Raw genomic sequence first — 18922 nt, 5'->3', positions numbered from 1 at the left:
ATGCTGACGCTCTTCTTCCATCCGTTCTCGTCCTACTGCCAGAAGGTGCTGATCGCCCTCTACGAGAACGGCACGGCCTTCGAAGGCCGCATCCTCGGCCCCGACGATCCGGCGGCGATGGACGAACTGCGGGCGATGTGGCCGATCGGCAAGTTTCCCCTGCTCGTCGACGAGGGCGCTCCAGTCATCGAGGCGTCGGTCATCATCGAGCATCTGGGGCTTCGTCACCCCGGCCCGGTCGCCCTGCTCCCCGCCGACCCGGCCGCGGCGCTGAAGGTCCGGTTCTGGGACCGTTTCTTCGACAATTACGTCGCAACACCGCAGCAGACGATCGTCCTCGACGCGTTGCGTCCGGACGGCAAGCGCGATCCCGAGGGCGTCCGCATCGCACGGCAGGCTCTCGATGCCGCCTATGGGTATCTCGACGGGCGGATGGCGGATCGGGACTGGGTCGCCGGCGACAGCTTCAGCCTCGCGGACTGCGCCGCCGCGCCCCAGCTCTTCTATGCCGACTGGACCCACCCGATTGCCGAGCGCTTCGCCCATGTGCGCGCCTACCGCAATCGCCTGAACGCCCGACCGTCCTTCGCCCGTTGCATCGACGAGGCCCGCCCGTACCGTCCATTCTTTCCGCTCGGGGCACCGGAGCAGGACTGATCGCCACGGCCGGAATGGGTCCGTCGCGACCGCTCTCGGCATGTACGAACGCCATCGGCCCTCGCCGGCGAGGACAGGGCATATGGGACCTTGGAAATGCGTGCCTTTCCTATGGAGACGGAGGAGATGAGGATGGCCAATCCCGCAGGAACGCCGATCTGGTACGAGCTCCTGACGCCCGACCCGGACGCGGCGCAGGACTTCTATACCCATGTCGTCGGTTGGACGGTTGCGCCTTCGAACCATCCAGGGATGGATTACCGCATCATCTCGGCGCCGGACGGCGTGCCCGTGGCGGGACTTCTGAAGCAGCCGGACGGGATGACGTCCGGCCCCGTATGGTTGAGTTATCTTGCCGTTGCGGACGTCGACGCCGCGGTCGATGCCATCGAGAGGGCCGGCGGTGCAACGCATATGCCGGCGATGACGATCGACGGCGTCGGCCGCATGGCCCTGGTCGCGGACCCGCAGGGCGCGACGCTCTATGTCATGCGCGGCGAGAGCGCCGAGGAAAGTCTGGCCTTCCGGCAGGCGGAGGAGGCAACACCCGGCCATGCCGTGTGGAACGAACTCTCGGCAAAAAATCCGGAAGCTGCGCTCGACTTTTACGCCGCAGCGTTTGGCTGGCGCCAGGACGGTGCGATGCCGATGGGGGAACTCGGCGACTACCGTTTCGTATCATGCGGAACGACGCGTCTCGGCGCCATCATGGGCGAGGTGCCGAACGGCCGCATCGGCTGGCAGTATTACTTCATGGTGCCCGACATCGATGCCGCTGAGAAACGCCTCGCGTCGGCTGGCGGCAAGACGATACAGGGGCCCGACCAGATACCCGGCGGTTCGTTCGCGCTGGTCTGCGAAGATCCTCACGGCGCCCGCTTCGGGCTGGTCGGCTCCGGCGGCGCGAGCCGGAGGAAGGAGGATCCGATCTGACGAGACGGTCTATTTCAGCGGACCGAACCGCCTGAGCACTGCCCAGCTGCGCAGATCCCACAGGGCCCCGGCGGTCGCGGCGAGGACGAGGGCGCAGAGAGCGACCTTCGAGACCGTGCCCATCGTGCCCTCGATCAGCAGCGCATGGACGACGCTGCCGACCACGACCACGCTCGCCAGCGCCGTATGGGCGAACCGCCAGACCGGCGGTCGCAGGCGCAGCGTCCGGCGCAGGGCGGCCAGCAGGGCCGCCGCGAACAGCGCCCACATGGCGATGACGCCCCAGTCGGAAAACGGCGTCGGCGAGGTGAAGAGCAGCGCATCGACGACATCCGGCGGGCTCGTCAGCCAGAGCCCGGCCACATGGGCGACGATCGCGGCTACAAGGGCCGTCCCGACCCAGCGGTGAATACGGCGCCCGTCCCGCATGCCGATGCCGGGCAGATAGCCGGCCGCCAGAAGCGGCTGAAGAAGGAGCAACCCCATCGCCACGATCCCGGCGAAGCCGGCCGCGATATAGATCCCGCTGCGATAGGCGAGATACTCGCTCGTCGCAGCAACAGCGACCGGACCGAGAACCGCGACGGCCAGCGCCGACCAGCCGAGAACGGCCCGGATGGACAGCGTCATGGAGTCAGGCCGGCTGCAGGACGAAATCGGCGCTGAGGCTCGTATCCTTCGGGCTGGACATGACCGGCCGCAGGAAGACCGTCTCGAATTCGGGATCGTCATAGGCCAGATGACCGTGCGCCTGGCCGAATGCGGGCACGATCTGCGGCATTTCCAGCCGGAACGTGCCGTCGGGACCCGTGAGCGTCGCTCCATGGCTTTCCGGATCGCGCTCATAGGCCTCGGTCGTATGGGCCCAGATCTGGATGCGGATGCCTTCCAGCGGCGCACCGTCGCCGGCCCGGCGCACGCGCCCCGACATCCAGAAGCCGCCATTGCCGATCCGTTCGACGACCGGCGCGCCGGGGCGATAATTGTTTGAGCCGCCGCGCATGGAGGGGGTCGGGGCAAGGCCCTGTGCCCGCGCGGGAACGAGCAGGCTGGACATGCCACTTGTCACCAGGGCACCGCCGAAGGCGACGCCGGCCGCCAGCATCGTTCTGCGGTTCAGACGGGTCCGAGACAAGGCAGCCTCCCAGTCGCTTCGGCAGACGACATGGTCGTCCCTCAAGATCGCGGATCGGACGCGACCGTCCGCGGATCGCTCGACAGCGGCATCGCTCACCAACGCCGCGCGGCACCCTTGAGATGGAGACCGCGCCAAGCCGAAGCAAGTCGACACGCTTCACAAAGCGCTGAGGTGGCGTTCAGGTCGCAAGCATCATCGCCTTCCGGTCTGATCGCGCGCCCAACCCTAGCTGCTGAATTGCAGGCTGCTGGTTTTCTGCAGGTTGGCCTGGGTGAATTCCATGAAGGCACGGACCTTGGCCGAGACGTTGTTGCGCTCGGGATAGACGCCGTAGATGTCGGCGTCGACCTGGGCATAGCGCGGCAGCACCAGTTCCAGCTTGCCCTCCCGGATCAGCCGGACAATGTCCCATTCCGACCGCAGCATGATGCCGTGTCCGTCGATCACCCATTGCAGGGCGATCTCGCCGTCATTGCTGGACAGGCGCCCCTTCACCTTGATCGACTCGGTCAGCTGCCCGCGCTGCAGGCGCCAGACGTCGTAGATCTGGTTGTGCTGGCGCAGGACGATGCATTCGTGATCGGTGAGATCGTGCAGCCGCTGCGGGCGGCCGTATTTCTCCAGATAGCTCGGCGCCGCGCACAGGAAGCGCCGGTTGCGATGCAGCCGGCGGCTGATCAGCCGGGAATTCGGCGGGCTGCCGAAGCGCACCGCGAAATCGTAGCCCTCCTCGACCAGGTTGATCGGCGCATCGGTCAGGACGAGCTGGGCCGAGATGTCGGGATATTCCCGCGCGAATTGCGACACGATGGGCGCGATGAACTCCCGCCCGAAGCCGAAGGTCGCGTTGATCCGCAGGAGCCCTTGCGGCTTCTCGCCGGCCGAGCGGATACGGTTTTCCAGGCTCGCAATGTCCTCGAGGATCGCGGCGCTCTCGTTCAGGAACGTCTCGCCCTCGCTCGTCAGGCTGACCCGGCGCGTCGTCCGGTTCATCAGCCGCACGCCCAGCCGGTTCTCGATCTTGGCGAGCCGCTTGCTGACGCCCGAGGTCGACAGGTTCAGCTCGAGCGCTGTCTCCGAAAAGCTGGCCTTGCGGGCGAGGAGCGCGAAGAAGGCTAGGTCACTGTCCATGGATTGTGTCCGTCAGTGCAATAATCATTTTCCATATTCGATATTATCTCTTCTCCATCATCAATTACAGTGACGGTGATCGAAGCGACAGGAGGGTCGTCGATCGACAGGTCCGGCTTGCCGGGCCGGCCCGGTGGAGGAGCGGGTCGAGGAGAGAGGGACACGGTGCAGGACGCCGCCCCGAATCCCGCAGCTCCATCGCAACAGTCCATCGCTGGCGTCGCGGGCACGAAGCCGCGCCGACGGCGCCAACGCTTCGACGAGCGCAGGCGATGAGCGCCGGTGCTCCATTTCGAATTGGGAGGTTCTCATGAAGTTCACCGCGATCGCACTCGCACTGCTCGCCAGCACGGCGACGGCCAGTTTCGCCCAGACCGCCGGCGACTATCCGACCAAGCAGGTCGACTACATCATCCCCTTCAATGCCGGCGGTGAATCCGACGTGTCGGCGCGCTTCCAGCAGGCGAGCTGGGAGAAGATGTTCGACCAGCAGCTGATCATCCAGTACATGGCCGGCGCCGGCGGCGCGCAGGCCTGGTCGCAGCTGAACGGCCTGCCCGACGACGGCTATACCATCATGGGCATCAACCTGCCGCACACGGTGCTGCAGCCGATGGAGAAGGACATCGGCTACAAGACCGAGGACCTGACCCCGGTCAATTACTTCCACTACACGCCCGACGCGATCTTCGTGCCGAAGGACAGCCAGTTCCAGACGCTCCAGGACCTGATGGACTACGCCAAGGAAAACCCGGGCATGGTCACCTTCAGCGGCTCGGGCTCGAACTCGTCCAACAATCTCGCCCAGGCCCGCTTCGACGGCCTGACCGGCCTGACCACGACCTACATCCCGTTCTCAGGCACCGGCCCGGCGGTGACCGCCGTCCTCGGCAGCCAGACCATGGCCGGCTTCAACTACGCCACCTCGGGCGTCAATCAGGGCGACGCCCTGCGCATGCTGGCCGTCGCCTCCGAAGAGCGCCTGCCGGTCTTCCCGGACGTGCCGACCTTCACCGAGCTCGGCATCGATCTGGTCGGCGGCGCCTATCGCGGCGTCGCGGTGCCGAAATCGACCTCCGAGGAGATGCGCAAGGCCGTCTCGGACGCCGTCTCCAAGGTCAATGCCGACCCGGATTTCGTGAAGAAGATGGAAGATGGCGGCTTCGTCCTGACCGACATCCCCTACGAGAAGATGCAGGACTTCGTCGCCGAGAAGACCGAGGAATATGCGGCCGGCGCCGAACAGCTCGGCATCGTGAAGAAATAACGGATCGGGCCAGGCCACCCCATGCAGCTCTTCGAGTACTTCCTCGACGCACTCACGCCGCTCAATCTCCTCCTCGCCCTTGTGGGCGTGGTGCTCGGCACGGTGATCGGCGCCCTTCCGGGCCTGTCAGCGACCATGGCGGTGGCCGTCCTCGTCCCCTTCACCTTCACGATGGATCCCGCCTCGGGGCTGATCGCCCTGGGCGCCATCTACACCGGCGCGATCTATGGCGGCTCCTACGCCGCCATCCTGGTCAACACGCCGGGCACGCCGTCGGCGATCGCCACGACCTTCGACGGCTATCCCATGGCCAAGAAGGGTGACGGCGGCCTTGCCGTCACCCTCGCCACCCTCGCTTCGGTCTTTGGCGGTCTCGTCGGCGGCCTGTTCCTGCTGTTCCTGTCGCCGCCGCTTGCCCGCGTCGCGCTGGCCTTCGGTCCGCCGGAATATTTCTGGCTGGCGATCTTCGGCCTGACGCTGATCTCGGCGCTGTCCGTCGGCAACACCATCAAGGGCCTCATCGGCGCCTGCCTCGGCCTGCTCATGTCGATGATCGGCGTCGCCGTGGTCGGCGGCGACATCCGCTACACCATGGGCACCAACGTGCTCCTGGGCGGCATCGACATCACCTCGGCGCTGATCGGCCTTTACTGCGTGCCCGTCGTCATCGACCTCGTGGCGACCCGCGCCCAGCACCTGACCGTCGAGGACGATCTGAAGGGCATTCGCCTCAGCGAAGCCCTGTCGATCAGTTGGGCGCGCAAGTTCAATGTCGTCCGCAGCTCGGTCATCGGCACGGTGATCGGCATCCTGCCCGGCGCCGGCGGCTCGATCGCCGGCCTCGTCTCCTATTCGGAAGCCCGGCGCGCCTCCAAACATCCCGAGCGCTTCGGCCAGGGCGAGCCGGACGGCGTCATCGCCACTGAATCCGCCAACAACGCCACGGTGGGCGGCGGCTTCATCCCGACCCTGGTGCTGGGCATTCCCGGCACCCCGCCCGACGCCATCATCCTCGGCGCGCTGCTCGTCCAGGGCATCAAGATCGGGCCGACGCTGTTCACCGCGCAGGGCAACATCGTCTACACCTTCATCTTCGGCCTGCTGATCGCCACGGTGCTGATGCTGCCGGCGGGGCTCCTGATCGGCAAATACGCCTATCGCTCGATCATCGCGATCCCCAAGCCGCTGCTGGTGCCGACCGTCGCCTTCCTGACGATCATCGGCAGCTTCGCGATCCACAGCAACCTGCACGACACCCAGACCATGTTCGTCCTGGGCATCCTCGCATGGATCCTCAACCGCTTCGGCTTCACCCCGTCGCCGATCGTGCTGGGCCTGGTCCTCGGCCAGATCGCCGAACAGGGCTTCGTCCAGAGCTATCTCATCGGCAACGCCCAGCAGGCCGTCCTCGGCATGTTCTTCGGCCGCCCGATCAGCATCGCGATCATCGCCGGTGCCCTGCTGACGCTGCTCTACCCGCTGCTCTCCTCGTATCTGGCGAAGCGCCGTACCCTGAAGACGGTACCGGTGGATGCGGTGGAGGACGCCGCACCGGTCCAGACCGTCTGGCGCGACGTTCCGAGCATGGTCTTTGCCGGCCTGTTCGCGGCGATCGGCGTCGCCGCCGTCATCGGCACCGGCGACATGACCCCGATGGGCTCGGTGTTCCCGACGACCATCGCGGTGGCCCTATCGGTCCTGTCGGTGATGCTGATCGTCCAGCACATGCGCCGGCCGGTGGCGCCCGCGGTCGCAGAGGGCGGCGTCGATGCCGACGGCGCGGCGCTGAAACCGGCGCGCGAGCCGGTGGGCTGGCGCCGCATCGCCGCGACGATCGCCATCGGCATCTGGATCGCAGCCATGCCGCTGCTCGGCTTCACCGCCGCCGGACTTCTCGGCTTCGCCCTGCTGATTGCGGCGGCGTCCTGGGAAACCCCGAACGGCAGGACGCTGGCGACCTACGCCGCCGTCTCGGTGGCCATCGTCCTCGGCTTCTACCTGCTGATGGCCAACGTCCTGCTGATCCGCATGCCACAGGGACTGTTCTTCTAAGGGCTGGCAACGCGGCGCCGGCATCCAGAGAACGGCGGCTTCGGCCGCCGGCCGGAGACCTGCACCGCCGCGCCAGCGTGACACCCCAACCCGACGCGGGCTCAGTCGAGCGCCGCGACCCGATCCATCAGACGAAAGGGATCCTCCCATGAAGCACTACAACATCGCCGCGATTCCCGCCGACGGCATCGGACCGGAGGTCATCGCCGCCGGGCTGCAGGCACTCGAGGCGCTGGCGCGCCGCGACGGCAGCTTCCAGATCGACGTCACCAGCTTCGACTGGGGCTCGGACTATTACCGCAAGCACGGCGTCATGATGCCGGCCGACGGCACCGACCAGCTCAAGCCCTTCGACGCGATCTTCTTCGGGGCGGTCGGCGCGCCGGACGTGCCGGATCACATCACCCTGTGGGGCCTGCGCCTGCCCATCTGCCAGGGCTTCGACCAGTACGCCAATGTCCGGCCGACCAAGATCCTGCCGGGCATCAGCTCGCCGCTTGCCGGTGTCGGCCCGGGCGATCTCGACTGGGTGATCGTGCGCGAGAATTCCGAGGGCGAATATTCCGGCCATGGCGGCCGCGCCCACAAGGGCCTGCCGGAAGAGGTCGGCACCGAGGTGGCGATCTTCACCCGGGTCGGCGTCACCCGCATCATGCGCTACGCCTTCAAGCTGGCCCAGTCGCGCCCGCGCAAGCTGCTCACCGTGGTCACCAAGTCGAATGCCCAGCGCCATGGCATGGTGATGTGGGACGAGATCGCTGCCGAGGTCGCCAAGGAATTCCCGGACGTGACCTGGGACAAGATGCTGGTCGACGCGATGACCGTGCGCATGACGCTGAAGCCCCAGAGCATCGACACGGTCGTTGCGACCAATCTGCACGCCGACATCCTGTCCGATCTCGCCGGCGCGCTGGCCGGCAGCCTCGGCGTCGCGCCCACCGCCAACATCGATCCCGAGCGCCGCTTCCCCTCGATGTTCGAGCCGATCCACGGCTCGGCCTTCGACATCACCGGCAAGGGCATCGCCAACCCGGTCGCGACCTTCTGGACCGGTGCGCAGATGCTCGACCATCTCGGCGAGAATGCCGCCGCCGCCCGGCTGATGCAGGCCGTCGAGAAGGTCACCGGCGAGGGTATCAAGACCCCCGATGTCGGCGGCACGGCCACCACGCAAGAGGTGACGGACGCGGTCTGCGAGGCCATCCGCGCTTCCAACATCTGAAAGCGGCGAACCTCAAGCGTCTCGGCGCGGCGACCAGTGCTTCGCCGCGCCGAGACGATCGTTACGGGAAGGCGGCGATCGCTGTGCCCTTCCCGTCCTGTCCCGATGCGACAGGCAGCACCATCAGGGCAGCGCCGCCCAGGCCGCCTCGATCGTCGTACCCTGCCGGCCCTTGTGCCGGTAGAGCCGGATCTCGATCGGGATCGGCATGGCGCCCGACGCGACCCGAACCAGCGTCCCCGCCTCCAGACTGTCTTCGGCAAGGGTCATGGGCAGCCACGCCAGCCCCTCGCCTGACCGCGCCATCGTCAACAGCGTCGCGGCGAGATGCGACGTGAACACCTGTTCGATCCGGTCGGCCGAACGCTCAGGGCGCCAGACGGCCGCGATGATCCGGCCGAGGCCGGACGGCTCGCTGTAGCCGAGGTAAGGCGCCGGGCGCCCGGCATCGAGCGACCAGATCGCCTTGCCCTCGGCATCCGGGGCGCTGACGAGGACGAGGCTGTCCGACCCCACGACGACGCTGTCGAACTGGCCCGGCTCGAACTGGCTGCGCATGGCCGGGTGATGATGACAGAGCATCAGCGACGCCTCGCCGCGCAGCATGATCTCTTCGCAGGCCATCATGCTGTCGGAGACGAGATTGAGATTGCCGCGGCCGAACAGCGCGTCGTTGCCCCGGATCCAGCGCGGGAAGAAGGTGAAGGACAGAGCGTGGGTCGCCGCGATGGTCAGGACACCGGCGTCGATGCCGGCCGCGGCCCGCGTTTCCTGCCGCAGCCGCTGGATATCCCGGCTCAGCATGACCGCCTGCGCATGAAACACGGCGCCGGCCGCCGTCATCGCGACATGGTGCGTCGTGCGCGTGAACAGGGGCGTGCCGACCCAGGACTCGAGGGCCCGGATGCGGCGGCTGAAGGCGGGCTGCGTGATATGCCGCCGCTCCGCCGCGCATGAAAAGTTCAGCTCGGATGCAAGCGCCAGAAAGTCCTCGAGCCAGATCGTCTCCATCGGCAATGCCCAATCGGTATGACCACAGACCGATCTAGCATTGGCCTTTGCCCCCGGCCAGCGCTACCGACGGTCCAGCCGAACACGCCAGAACCGGAGCTTTGCCATGCGTATCGTCGACGTCGTCGAGGTCACCAAGCCGATCGCCTCGCCGATCCGCAACGCCTATATCGACTTCACCAAAATGACGACGAGCCTCGTCGCCGTCGTCACCGACGTGGTGCGCGACGGTCGCCGCGTCGTCGGCTACGGCTTCAACTCGAATGGCCGCTACGGCCAGGGCGGCCTGATCCGCGAGCGGTTCCGCGATCGCATTCTCGAGGCCGACGGCGCCTCGCTGATGAACGATGCGGGGACCAATCTCGACCCGCGCCGCATCTGGGCGGCGATGATGATGAACGAGAAGCCCGGCGGTCACGGCGAGCGGTCCGTCGCGGTGGGCACGGTGGACATGGCGGTCTGGGACGCGGTCGCCAAGATCGCCGGCAAGCCGCTGTTCCGGATGCTGGCCGAGGAGAAGGGCCGCGAGGCCGATCCGCGCGTCTTCGTCTACGCGGCCGGCGGCTATTATTATCCCGGCAAGGACAATTCGGCGCTGCGCAAGGAAATGCGCAGCTATCTCGATCGGGGCTACACGGTCGTGAAGATGAAGATCGGCGGCGCCTCGCTGGACGAGGATCGCGGCCGCATCGAATCCGTCCTCGAAGAGCTCGGATCGCAGGCGCGCCTCGCCGTCGACGCCAATGGCCGCTTCGACCTGGAGACGGGCATCGCCTACGCCAAGATGCTGCGGGAGTATCCGCTGTTCTGGTACGAGGAGGCCGGCGATCCGCTGGACTATGCGCTGCAGGCGGCGCTGGCGGAGTTTTATCCGGGTCCGATGGCAACCGGCGAGAACCTCTTCTCGCACCAGGATGCGCGCAATCTCCTGCGCTATGGCGGCATGCGCCCGGATCGCGACTGGCTGCAGTTCGACTGCGCCCTCTCCTACGGCCTGGTCGAATACCAGCGCACGCTGGAGGTCCTCGCCCAGTTCGGCTGGTCGCCCTCGCGCTGCATCCCGCATGGCGGACACCAGATGTCGCTGAACATCGCCGCCGGCCTCGGCCTCGGCGGCAATGAAAGCTACCCGGACCTCTTCCAGCCCTATGGCGGCTTCCCCGACGGTGTGACGGTGGAGGACAGCCACATCGTCATGCCCGAACTCCCGGGCATCGGCTTCGAGGGAAAGTCCGACCTCATCAAGGTCATGCGCGATCTGGCGGAATAGAAAAGTCCTGGCCGAGGAAGTTCGGGGCCGAAGGGCGGGAAGGCATGCAGGTTGTCGGTCGTTCGTCTGGAACGCCGCCTCTGCCCTACCTCCCCCGCGTTCTGCGGCATCGCTGAGCGCGATGCCGGGGTCCGGCGTCCGGTCGAGCGCCTTGCGGTCGCTCGCGAGCCCGGCCCCCGGTTCCGGCCAACTCAGCTGAAGAGCATTCCGCCGTTGATGTCGACATTCGCGCCGGTGACGAAGGACGCCTCGTCGCTGGCGAGGAAACAGACCATGTTGGCGACGTCTTCCGACCGGCCCTGACGCTTCAGCGGGGTTGCCGCCTCGACGTTCTTGCGCACTTCAGGCTTGGTGAAGATGTTGTGGAAGTCGGTGTCGATCATGCCGGGGCACAGCGCATTCACGCGGATGTCCGGGCCGAGTTCCTTGGCGAGGCCGCGGGTCATCGCCATGATGGCGCCCTTGGAGGTGGCGTAGGCGACCGCCCCCGGTCCGCCGCCGTCGCGGCCTGCCTGGCTCGCGATGTTGACGATGGCGCCCTTGCTCATGTGGGCGAGAACCGCCTTGGTCATCAGGAAGGTGCTGGTGACGTTCAGGTCCATGACGGCCTGCCAATGCTCCAGCGGCATCTCGCCGACGGTCTTGCGGGCGATCAGGCCGCCGGTGTTGTTCACCAGGATGTCGACGGTGCCGTAGGTCTCGACCGCCTTGGCCACCAGCGCGTCGACGCCGTCCGGCTTGCTCAGATCGCCCTGCACCGCGATCGCCTGACCGCCGGCAGCCGTGATCGCGTCCACCGTGGCATGGGCGCGGTCGGCGCTGGCGAAATAGTTGATGACGACGTTGGCCCCTTCCCGGGCCAGTCGGATCGCGCAGGCGCTGCCGATGTCGCGGCCGCCGCCGGTCACGATTGCTGTCTTGCCACTCAGTGTCATCTCATGTTCCTTCTGTTCGTGCTGCGTGCAGCGATGTGTTCGTTGAACCGGATGGGCGCCGGGGCGCCCGGCACACGGAGGTTTTCATACGCCGTTCGCGTCGGCGTCTAAGTGGTGATCCGCGCCCGCATCCCGCGACAGCGAGACCCGGGCGCCGACAGGGCATGTCGGCCCGCAGCTGCGCCTCGTCAGTTGAGGAGCGAGGGAAGCCAGAGCGAGATGCCCGGCACGTAGGTCACCAGCAGCAGGGCGGCGAGAATGGCGAGGTAGAAGGGCCAGATCGTCCGCATGGCCGCTTCCAGCTTGATCCGCCCGACGGCGCAGCCGACGAACAGGCAGGTTCCCACCGGCGGCGTGCAGAGCCCCAGGCCGAGATTGATCAGCATCATGATGCCGAACTGAGTCGGGTCCATGCCGAGGCCCTTGGCGATCGGCAGGAAGATCGGCGTGCAGATCAGGATCAGCGCAGCCATGTCCATGATCATGCCGAGAACCAGCAGGATCACGTTGATCATCAGGAGGATCATGATCGGGTTGTCGGAGATCGAGACCAGCAGCATGCTGAGCTTGGTCGGCACCTGGTAGAGCGCCAGGAGATAGGCGAAGGAGCTGGCGAAGGCGATCAGGATCATCACCATGGCGGTCGTGCGAACGGCACTCGCCAGGGCGATGAGGAAGGAGTTCAGCGTCAGGCTGCGATAGTAGAAGGCCGTCAGGAGGACTGCATAGATCGCGCCGAAGGCGCCGGACTCGGTGACCGTGAAGACGCCCGAGAGGGTTCCTCCGACGATGATGACCGCCGTCATGAAGCCGGGAATGGCATCGGCCGCCGTCCGGCCCACGACGCCCCAGCCCGGGAAGGGTTCGGCCGGGTAATTGTGCTTCACCGAGATGATGTAGGCGGCGACGGCCAGGCAGACGCACATCAGGATGCCCGGCAGGACGCCGGCGAGAAACAGGCCAGAGACGGAGATGCCGCCGCCCGCCGCCACGGCGAAGATGATCATGTTGTGGCTGGGCGGAATGACGATCCCGGCGATCGACGACGTCACCGTCACGTTGACCGCGAAATCGGGCCGGTAGCCGCGCTCCTTCATCACCGGGATCAGCAGCGAGCCGAGGGCCGAGATATCCGCCACGGCCGAGCCGGAGATGCCGCCGAACAGCATCGAGGAGAAGATGTTGACCATGGCGAGGCCACCCCGCAGATGGCCGACGATCGCCGAGGCGAGCTTCACCAGCCGGCTGGCGATCCCGCCATGCAGCATGATCTCGCCGGCGAAGACGAAGAAGGGAATGGCCAAAAGGGAGAAGACGGAGACGCCGGCGGTTGCCCGCTGGAAGGTGATCAGCGTCGGGAATCCCTCGTACCAGAAGGCCGCGGCTGCCGCGATGCCCATGGCGAAGGCGACCGGCGCGCCGATGATCACTCCGGCGCCGAAGACGCCGAGCAGAATGGCAAGTCCCACGTTCAGAGATCCTTGATTTCGGCTTCGGGATTCCAGTCCCCGAAGGACAGGATCCGCAGAAGACCGCGGGTGCCGGAGAACAGCATGACGAGGCCGCCGCAGGAGGTGATCGCCAGCGTGCGGAAGCTCTCCGGTATCCGCAGCATCGGAAGCAGCGTGTCCCAGCCGAACTGCATCAGCGTGATCCCGGCGACGAGCATCGTCGCGCCGAAGGCAGCCAGGCAGACATCGATGGCGATCATCACGATCTTGCGGGCCGTCGGCGGCAGCATGTCGCGAAACAGCGTGACCCCGATATGGGTGTCTTCCTGGACCCCGACGGCCGCGCCCAGGAAGGCGATGTAGCAGATGAGCAGAAGCGCCAGCTGCTCGACCCATGTCGGCGTGACGTTCAGGACATAGCGGCCGAAGACGAGCCAGCCGAAACTCGCGATAAGCAGCGCCAGCGCGGCTGTCGCGACGATCATGCAGGCCTTGCGCAGGTGCTCGAGCGTGCGCCGGAGCGTCAGAACGGGGAATGAGGATGGCGTCATGGCTGCCTCGGACGATGCGGGCCGCAGGGCGGCCGCTCCGCCTCCGCAGGGAGACGAAGCGGCCTATTCGACCTTGAGGGAGCTCAGTCCGCTTCGCGGATCATGTTGACGAGGTCGGCCATGCCCGGATTGTCGGCGAGATACGCCTCATAGACCGGCGCCATCGCGTCCTGGAACGCATCCTTGTCGGCGATGGTGTTCACCTCGGTGCCGCCGGCCTTCACCGTTTCCAGGCTGGCCGCCTCGCGCTCGTCCCAGAGCTTGCGCTCCATGGCGGCGCTGCTGCGGCCGGCCGCCATGACGATCTCCTGCTGCTCGGGCGTCAGCTTGTCCCAGGCCTTCAGGCTCATGCACAGGCATTCGGGAATGATCAGATGCTCGGTCAGCGAGTAGTATTTGGCGACTTCGTAATGGTTCGTGGATTCGTAGGATGGCGGGTTGTTCTCCGCCCCGTCCACGACGCCGGTCTTGATCGACTGGTAGACCTCCGCGAAGGCCATGGGCGTAGCGTTGCCGTCCATCGCCTCGACCATCTTGACGAAGAGGTCGTTGCTCATCACCCGGACCTTCAGGCCCTCGACATCGGACGGTGCGTTGATCGGCTTCACCGAATTGTAGAATGACCGGGCGCCCGCGGAGTACCAGCCGAGCGGGACGATGCCCTTGGCCTTCATCCCCTCGCCGATGGCGTCGCCGACCTCGCCGTCCATCAGCTCGTACATCTGCGGCACGCTCTTGAAGATGAACGGCAGGGCGGTGACGTTCGCTTCCGGAACCGCCTGCCCCATGGGGCCGAGATTGAACTCGCCGAAGTCGATCACGCCGAGCCGGACCTGCTCGATCGCGTCGGGCTGATCGCCCAGGACGCCGTTGTGGTAGATCTTGGAGGTGACCTCGCCGCCCGTCTTCTCGGCCACTTCCGCGGCAAACGCCTCCATGGCGATCGAGACGGGATAATCCTCCACATGGATGTTCCAGCCGCGCAGTTCGGCAGCCGAGGCGGCGCCGCCCAGCGTGGCGAATGCCATCAGCGCGGTCAGCGCGGTTCCGGCGGCAGCGCGGCGGCGCAATGTCTGGGTCACGGTCATGTTTCCTCCCTGTTTGGTTCGGATTCCGCGACCGCCAGGCCTCCACCACGCCGGTCCGCGAAACGTCATCGACCATGCTCAGCGATGGCCTGTGCGAACTTGTATACTAGTCGACGTTCGGTTTGTGAAGCGCAAGTTTGCAAACCGGCCGCGATGCGTTCGCAGCGAAGGGGGCGAAAGCGATGATCGAGAGCGTGAAAGGGCGCCGCGTTTGCGTAGCAGAGCTAAGGGAAGCGCTTCGCCACATCGGGCTTCCGCCCGGACACAAGCGGAAGTCCATTCGCAAAGGCCTACCGGGCCCTGCCGCGCAAGCGGTCGGGCGGCAATGAAGAATGGTCACCACGCCGTCTATGACGCGATCGGCGATGCTTCGGGATGATGTGAGCGGGCCGGCGCGTGGCGGCCCGGCCGAGGCCCGGGGATCGGCTACCGGCGGTGCGCGCGGTGCGTCACGCGAGCGACGCCTTCAGTCCGCGTCGTCGAAATAGGAGGCGTGCTGCTGCTTGATCAGTTCGATCGTCGAATCGAGACGTGTCAGATGCAGCATGCCCGCAGCGACCGCCTCCTCGGGGCGCTGCGCCTTGACCATCTCGGCGATCTGCTGGTGATCCTCGACGAGCTGCGGCATGCGGTCTTCCTTGGACAGCGACAGCATGCAGAGCCGATCGACCTTTGCTTTCTCCGTCGCGATGACGTCGAACGCATAGTCGACGCCAGCGATCTCGCAGAGCGTTCTGTGGAACTCGTAGTCGAGCGTGATGAAGCCTTGCGAGTCCGACCGGCTCAGGGCGCTGCGCTGCTCTTCGAGACTGAGGTCCAGCCGCCGGGCATCCTCGTCCCCGCAGAAGCGGGCGGCCCGCCGCAGCACCTCGGACTCCACCGAGGCGCGGACAAAACGCGCCTTCTCGATGCCCTTGTTCGAGAAGCGCTTCACCTCGGTCGATCGCTGCGGGCGGATCAGCAGGAGATCGAGATTGGCTAGCCGGTTGAACGCGTCCCGGACCGGTTGGCGGGACACGCCGAAACGGGCGGCGATCTCGGTTTCGGAAATCTTGGCGCCCGGCAGGAGACGCAACGAGACGATCTCGCCGTAGAGATAGCTGGTGATCCTGTCCATGCCGGTGCGGCGATCCCAGGCCTGCGTTTCGTCCATCATGTGCAGTGCTCTCGTCGCTGGCTCTTGCCCGAAACCGGGTTCATGTTCCTGTTCAGGGGCCAACGCATGCGGATGACCATGGCGTTCGGGTCTGCTCGCGGTTCGAAGACGGCCTCGCCCCGGGATTGGGGTTGAAGGCCGCCGATCGCGAAACGGTCGCAGGTCGGGCAGAGAGCTTATAGCCCCGAATGCCGCATTTCACGCAACACTTCCCGGGGCGGGCGACCGCAATCCTTCCCTCTCCTAGACGAGACCGTTGATTGTCCGCATGAGGGCTTCGCGCTTGTCGGCGTCCTGCGCATCGGCGTGGGGGAAGGCGAAGCGGCGGCCGTCATTGTCGTAGTATCGGCCCGATGCGTCGGCGAACTCGTCCGACGTGGCGGCGCGCGAGAGGATGTCGACGCCGATGCCGATGTCGTTTCCGCTCGTGCCGAAGGCGGCCTTGACCATCTTGGTGCCCAGCAGCGAGCCTGGATTGACGGCGACGACGACCGGGCCGTCTTCACCCAGCTCGTCGGCCAGCGATCGCGACAACATGGTCAGTGCCAGCTTGCTCTGGGCATAGGCGGCTCCGTCGGACAGGCGCTTGCCGCCCGTCAGGGCCTCAAGGTCGACGGGCGCCTGTGCCGCGGAGGAGAGATTCACGATCCGCGATCCCCGTCCCATGATTGGCAGGAGCTCGCGGGTCAGCACGTAAGGGGCGATCGTGTTGACCGCGAAGCGCATGTCGAGCCCCTCGGCGGTCACCGTCTCCGCCGTCCCGTAGACGCCGGCATTGTTGATCAGCACGTCGAGACTGTCGTGCCGGTCGCGAACGGCCTTCGCCAGCGATCGCACCGCGTCCGGCCGGGACAGATCGGCCATGTAGGTCTCGACCGACGCGCCGTCGGGCATGGCGCTCGCGGCCGCCGCCAGTCTGTCGGCGCTGCGGCCGTGCAAGAGGATCGCATGGCCGTCGGCGGCGAGCTTCTTCGCCGTTTCCAGCCCGATACCATCGGTCGAACCGGTGATCAGAATGGTCTTGGACATGGTGGACATCCTCAGTTCGAGAAGGCTGGCAACAGCTCGTCGGCCAGGCGTTTCATGGTGGTTTCGGTATCCGCACGATTGAAGCGCAGGTTCAGCGCGACATGGTTCACGCCGATCGCCTCGCGCGCCTTCAGGTAGCGTGCCAGATGGCGCATCCCCAGTCGCAGGCCGAGATGGATCGGTCGGGGCGATGCCTCGGGATCGTCCTCCAGGTCGATGTAGAGCGGCTCCATCGCCGGTTTCGCGGCGCCGCCCGCATCATGTGTCCGGGTTCGCCAGTCGCCGATGATCCGCGCCTGCGTGGCCGCGTCGCGCGGATAGAGCATCCAGCCGTCACCGTGGCATGCGATCCATTCCGGATCCTGCTGGCTGCCGCCGGTGACGAGAAGCGGCAGCCGCCCGCCGACCGGCTTGGGCAGCATGTCGATGCCGCCGTCCAGACTGCCGACCAGGCTGTCGAAGGCCGGGGCGTCGGCGCCCATGTGGCGGATATAGTCGTAGCTCTCGCGAAACCGCATGCCGCGGTCGGCGAAAGACGTGCCGGTCGCCGGAAACTCGTCGGGACGGTCGCCCGATGCGATACCGAGAATGAGCCGGCCGCCCGACAGCACATCGACGCTGGCCGCCGCCTTCGCGACATGCGCGGGATGGCGCAGCGGCAAAACCACGCTGGCCACGCCAAGAGCGATCCGCTGCGTCATCCCGGCCAGAAGGCCGAGATAGACGAACGGGTCGTAGGTCTGGCCTGCGTCGCCGAAGGACGGAACGTTGAACGGCACGTCGCGCAGCCACAGCGCCGCAAAGCCCAGCTCGTCCGCCAGTCGTACCCGCTCGAGATGCTGCGTCATCGAGGGCACGGCCCGCGTCGCATAGGTTTCCAGGGGCACGACGAGCCCCAGGGTAAGCCGGTTCGGCCGGAACACCGCATTGTAGGCGCGGTTGATCGTTGGCAAGTTCCGGCTTGCGACGCGGTCCAGCATGTCCAGGCTTTCGCTCTCTCACCCATGTTCGGCTCTCGCCGCAGCAAGAGAAGGCGCCGCCTCGCCGTCAGGCCGACGGTGGCGCCCCCTCCGACGCTCAGTTGGCCAGGGCGTCCTTGCCTTCGACCAGCACGTGATGGCTCACCGAGCCCTCGGTCCGCGCCTTCAGGTGCGGGCTGTATTCCGGATCGTTGACGAACGCCTCGGCGGCTTCTTTCGACGGCCACTCGATGATGATCTGGAGGGCGGCATCGTCCCGGTCGCCTTCCAGACGTTCGTGGTTCGAGGTGCGCGCGAGGAATTTCCCGCCATGGGCCGCGACCCGCTGGTTTGCGACGGGAAGATAGTCGGCGACCCACTCATCCGTCGTCGGCGTGACCGACATGATGGAATAGTAGGGGATGGATTCCTGGGCGGCAGCCGTGGAGATGGCCGAAGCCAGCACGGAGGCGAGGATGAGCGTCTTCATGGTTCGTTTCCCTGGTGAAGCGTGACGGAATGGATCGGCGGCGGACTCAGGCGAGATCGTCCTTGCCCTCGACGACGGCGTGAACACTTCGCGAGTTCGCCAGGCGCTGCTGGAGGTGCGGCGCATATTCCGGATCGCTCTCGAAGGCTTTCGCTGCTGCGACCGACGGCCATTCGATGATGATCCGCAGCGCAACGTCATACGGCTCCCCCTCGATCTGCTCGTGCGACTGCGTGCGGGCGAGATACCTGCCGCCGTGGCGCGCGATCACCTTGTTCGCGGTGGGCAGATAGTCCTCGACCCAGTCTGCGTTCGTGGGCGTCACTTCGAGTACGGAATAAGCGGTCATGGTCTCATCTCCTGGATTGCGGACGACGGACGCCTGTCCGGTGCGGCTCGGTTCATGTCCTGGAAGGGGCGCGCGAGGGCATTTCGATGCGGATCTACGCGCTGAACTGCCGGGCATGTCGGCAACCCGCCGGGGCATCCGTCTCCATGCTGACACTAGGGAAGATCGCTATTTCCGAAAGCTGAGTAAACTGCGCATAATGCGATTCAGTATTTGCGATACGGATATAATCG

The 18922-nt window shown here is 66.3% G+C and carries 19 protein-coding genes; 6 read left to right on the top strand and 13 right to left on the bottom strand.

Annotated elements, in window-relative coordinates; translation table 11 throughout:
* Together H536_RS0108725 and H536_RS0108720 are read left to right on the top strand one after the other, a co-directional pair.
* On the top strand, window positions 1-657 hold the full coding sequence (locus H536_RS0108725) for a glutathione S-transferase family protein (RefSeq protein ID WP_024350106.1): 657 nt from the start codon (window positions 1-3) through the stop codon (window positions 655-657).
* Between the two features lie 132 nt (window positions 658-789).
* Window positions 790-1590 carry a VOC family protein gene (locus H536_RS0108720; RefSeq protein ID WP_024350105.1) on the top strand — a complete coding sequence of 267 codons (801 nt, stop codon included), beginning with the start codon at window positions 790-792 and terminating at the stop codon, window positions 1588-1590.
* Window positions 1591-1599: 9 nt separating this feature from the next.
* On the opposite strand, the gene H536_RS0108715 is transcribed toward H536_RS0108720, so the two are convergent.
* The 3 genes from H536_RS0108715 to H536_RS0108705 all read right to left on the bottom strand — a co-directional run bounded on the left by H536_RS0108715 (window position 1600) and on the right by H536_RS0108705 (window position 3859).
* Window positions 1600-2220 (bottom strand): ferric reductase-like transmembrane domain-containing protein, encoded by a 621-nt coding sequence (locus tag H536_RS0108715; RefSeq protein WP_024350104.1) that lies wholly within the window; start codon window positions 2218-2220, stop codon window positions 1600-1602.
* A gap of 4 nt (window positions 2221-2224) precedes the next feature.
* Window positions 2225-2725 (bottom strand): twin-arginine translocation pathway signal, encoded by a 501-nt coding sequence (locus tag H536_RS0108710; protein ID WP_024350103.1) that lies wholly within the window; start codon window positions 2723-2725, stop codon window positions 2225-2227.
* A gap of 228 nt (window positions 2726-2953) precedes the next feature.
* Entirely contained in the window at window positions 2954-3859 is a 906-nt protein-coding gene (locus H536_RS0108705; RefSeq protein ID WP_024350102.1) for a LysR family transcriptional regulator, read from the bottom strand.
* A 310-nt stretch (window positions 3860-4169) separates the two neighbouring features.
* On the opposite strand from H536_RS0108705, the gene H536_RS0108700 reads away from it, so the two are divergent.
* The 3 genes from H536_RS0108700 to H536_RS0108690 all read left to right on the top strand — a co-directional run bounded on the left by H536_RS0108700 (window position 4170) and on the right by H536_RS0108690 (window position 8400).
* On the top strand, window positions 4170-5126 hold the full coding sequence (locus H536_RS0108700) for a tripartite tricarboxylate transporter substrate-binding protein (protein ID WP_024350101.1): 957 nt from the start codon (window positions 4170-4172) through the stop codon (window positions 5124-5126).
* A 21-nt stretch (window positions 5127-5147) separates the two neighbouring features.
* The gene (locus H536_RS0108695; protein WP_024350100.1) at window positions 5148-7178 is read left to right on the top strand and encodes a tripartite tricarboxylate transporter permease; all 2031 of its coding nucleotides are present in this window, start codon (window positions 5148-5150) and stop codon (window positions 7176-7178) included.
* 148 nt (window positions 7179-7326) lie between these two features.
* Complete coding sequence (locus H536_RS0108690; RefSeq protein ID WP_024350099.1) at window positions 7327-8400, top strand: tartrate dehydrogenase; 1074 nt, start codon at window positions 7327-7329, stop codon at window positions 8398-8400.
* Window positions 8401-8523: 123 nt separating this feature from the next.
* Here H536_RS0108690 and H536_RS0108685 read toward each other — a convergent pair whose 3' ends face one another.
* Window positions 8524-9411, bottom strand: a complete 888-nt coding sequence (locus H536_RS0108685; protein ID WP_024350098.1) for a LysR family transcriptional regulator — start codon at window positions 9409-9411, stop codon at window positions 8524-8526.
* Window positions 9412-9517: 106 nt separating this feature from the next.
* Here H536_RS0108685 and H536_RS0108680 point away from each other — a divergent pair, with 106 nt between their 5' ends.
* Window positions 9518-10681, top strand: coding sequence for a mandelate racemase/muconate lactonizing enzyme family protein (locus tag H536_RS0108680; protein ID WP_024350097.1), 1164 nt, complete (start codon window positions 9518-9520; stop codon window positions 10679-10681).
* A gap of 191 nt (window positions 10682-10872) precedes the next feature.
* Here H536_RS0108680 and H536_RS0108675 read toward each other — a convergent pair whose 3' ends face one another.
* The 9 genes from H536_RS0108675 to H536_RS0108635 all read right to left on the bottom strand — a co-directional run bounded on the left by H536_RS0108675 (window position 10873) and on the right by H536_RS0108635 (window position 18689).
* Window positions 10873-11616 (bottom strand): SDR family NAD(P)-dependent oxidoreductase, encoded by a 744-nt coding sequence (locus tag H536_RS0108675; RefSeq protein WP_024350096.1) that lies wholly within the window; start codon window positions 11614-11616, stop codon window positions 10873-10875.
* Window positions 11617-11804: 188 nt separating this feature from the next.
* A complete protein-coding gene (locus H536_RS0108670) occupies window positions 11805-13085 on the bottom strand; it encodes a TRAP transporter large permease (protein WP_024350095.1) in 1281 nt (426 codons plus the stop codon).
* A 2-nt stretch (window positions 13086-13087) separates the two neighbouring features.
* Entirely contained in the window at window positions 13088-13618 is a 531-nt protein-coding gene (locus H536_RS0108665) for a TRAP transporter small permease (RefSeq protein WP_024350094.1), read from the bottom strand.
* A gap of 83 nt (window positions 13619-13701) precedes the next feature.
* Window positions 13702-14706, bottom strand: a complete 1005-nt coding sequence (locus tag H536_RS0108660; RefSeq protein ID WP_024350093.1) for a TRAP transporter substrate-binding protein — start codon at window positions 14704-14706, stop codon at window positions 13702-13704.
* A gap of 466 nt (window positions 14707-15172) precedes the next feature.
* Entirely contained in the window at window positions 15173-15862 is a 690-nt protein-coding gene (locus tag H536_RS0108655) for a GntR family transcriptional regulator (protein ID WP_024350092.1), read from the bottom strand.
* A 243-nt stretch (window positions 15863-16105) separates the two neighbouring features.
* The gene (locus tag H536_RS0108650) at window positions 16106-16891 is read right to left on the bottom strand and encodes an SDR family NAD(P)-dependent oxidoreductase (protein WP_024350091.1); all 786 of its coding nucleotides are present in this window, start codon (window positions 16889-16891) and stop codon (window positions 16106-16108) included.
* An 11-nt stretch (window positions 16892-16902) separates the two neighbouring features.
* The gene (locus H536_RS0108645; RefSeq protein WP_202814803.1) at window positions 16903-17844 is read right to left on the bottom strand and encodes an LLM class oxidoreductase; all 942 of its coding nucleotides are present in this window, start codon (window positions 17842-17844) and stop codon (window positions 16903-16905) included.
* Between the two features lie 124 nt (window positions 17845-17968).
* Window positions 17969-18340 carry a DUF1330 domain-containing protein gene (locus H536_RS0108640; protein WP_081651876.1) on the bottom strand — a complete coding sequence of 124 codons (372 nt, stop codon included), beginning with the start codon at window positions 18338-18340 and terminating at the stop codon, window positions 17969-17971.
* 46 nt (window positions 18341-18386) lie between these two features.
* Window positions 18387-18689: a DUF1330 domain-containing protein gene (locus H536_RS0108635; RefSeq protein ID WP_024350088.1), complete on the bottom strand. Its 303-nt coding sequence runs from the start codon at window positions 18687-18689 to the stop codon at window positions 18387-18389.
* Window positions 18690-18922: the final 233 nt, after the last annotated feature.

This window comes from Aurantimonas coralicida DSM 14790 (genome assembly GCF_000421645.1).
Lineage (GTDB): Bacteria > Pseudomonadota > Alphaproteobacteria > Rhizobiales > Rhizobiaceae > Aurantimonas > Aurantimonas coralicida.
Note: the sequence above shows the minus strand (reverse complement) of the source record. Positions and strands in the feature narration are given on the sequence as shown.

Bases quoted from the DNA above. Each gene is read 5' to 3' on its own strand.
- H536_RS0108660 (WP_024350093.1), bottom strand. From the start codon at position 14,706: ATGACCGTGACCCAGACATTGCGCCGCCGCGCTGCCGCCGGAACCGCG.
- H536_RS0108700 (WP_024350101.1), top strand. From the start codon at position 4,170: ATGAAGTTCACCGCGATCGCACTCGCACTGCTCGCCAGCACGGCGACG.
- H536_RS0108650 (WP_024350091.1), bottom strand. From the start codon at position 16,891: ATGTCCAAGACCATTCTGATCACCGGTTCGACCGATGGTATCGGGCTG.
- H536_RS0108665 (WP_024350094.1), bottom strand. From the start codon at position 13,618: ATGACGCCATCCTCATTCCCCGTTCTGACGCTCCGGCGCACGCTCGAG.
- H536_RS0108720 (WP_024350105.1), top strand. From the start codon at position 790: ATGGCCAATCCCGCAGGAACGCCGATCTGGTACGAGCTCCTGACGCCC.
- H536_RS0108640 (WP_081651876.1), bottom strand. From the start codon at position 18,340: ATGAAGACGCTCATCCTCGCCTCCGTGCTGGCTTCGGCCATCTCCACG.
- H536_RS0108725 (WP_024350106.1), top strand. From the start codon at position 1: ATGCTGACGCTCTTCTTCCATCCGTTCTCGTCCTACTGCCAGAAGGTG.
- H536_RS0108635 (WP_024350088.1), bottom strand. From the start codon at position 18,689: ATGACCGCTTATTCCGTACTCGAAGTGACGCCCACGAACGCAGACTGG.
- H536_RS0108655 (WP_024350092.1), bottom strand. From the start codon at position 15,862: ATGATGGACGAAACGCAGGCCTGGGATCGCCGCACCGGCATGGACAGG.
- H536_RS0108695 (WP_024350100.1), top strand. From the start codon at position 5,148: ATGCAGCTCTTCGAGTACTTCCTCGACGCACTCACGCCGCTCAATCTC.
- H536_RS0108690 (WP_024350099.1), top strand. From the start codon at position 7,327: ATGAAGCACTACAACATCGCCGCGATTCCCGCCGACGGCATCGGACCG.
- H536_RS0108715 (WP_024350104.1), bottom strand. From the start codon at position 2,220: ATGACGCTGTCCATCCGGGCCGTTCTCGGCTGGTCGGCGCTGGCCGTC.
- H536_RS0108705 (WP_024350102.1), bottom strand. From the start codon at position 3,859: ATGGACAGTGACCTAGCCTTCTTCGCGCTCCTCGCCCGCAAGGCCAGC.
- H536_RS0108675 (WP_024350096.1), bottom strand. From the start codon at position 11,616: ATGACACTGAGTGGCAAGACAGCAATCGTGACCGGCGGCGGCCGCGAC.
- H536_RS0108685 (WP_024350098.1), bottom strand. From the start codon at position 9,411: ATGGAGACGATCTGGCTCGAGGACTTTCTGGCGCTTGCATCCGAGCTG.
- H536_RS0108680 (WP_024350097.1), top strand. From the start codon at position 9,518: ATGCGTATCGTCGACGTCGTCGAGGTCACCAAGCCGATCGCCTCGCCG.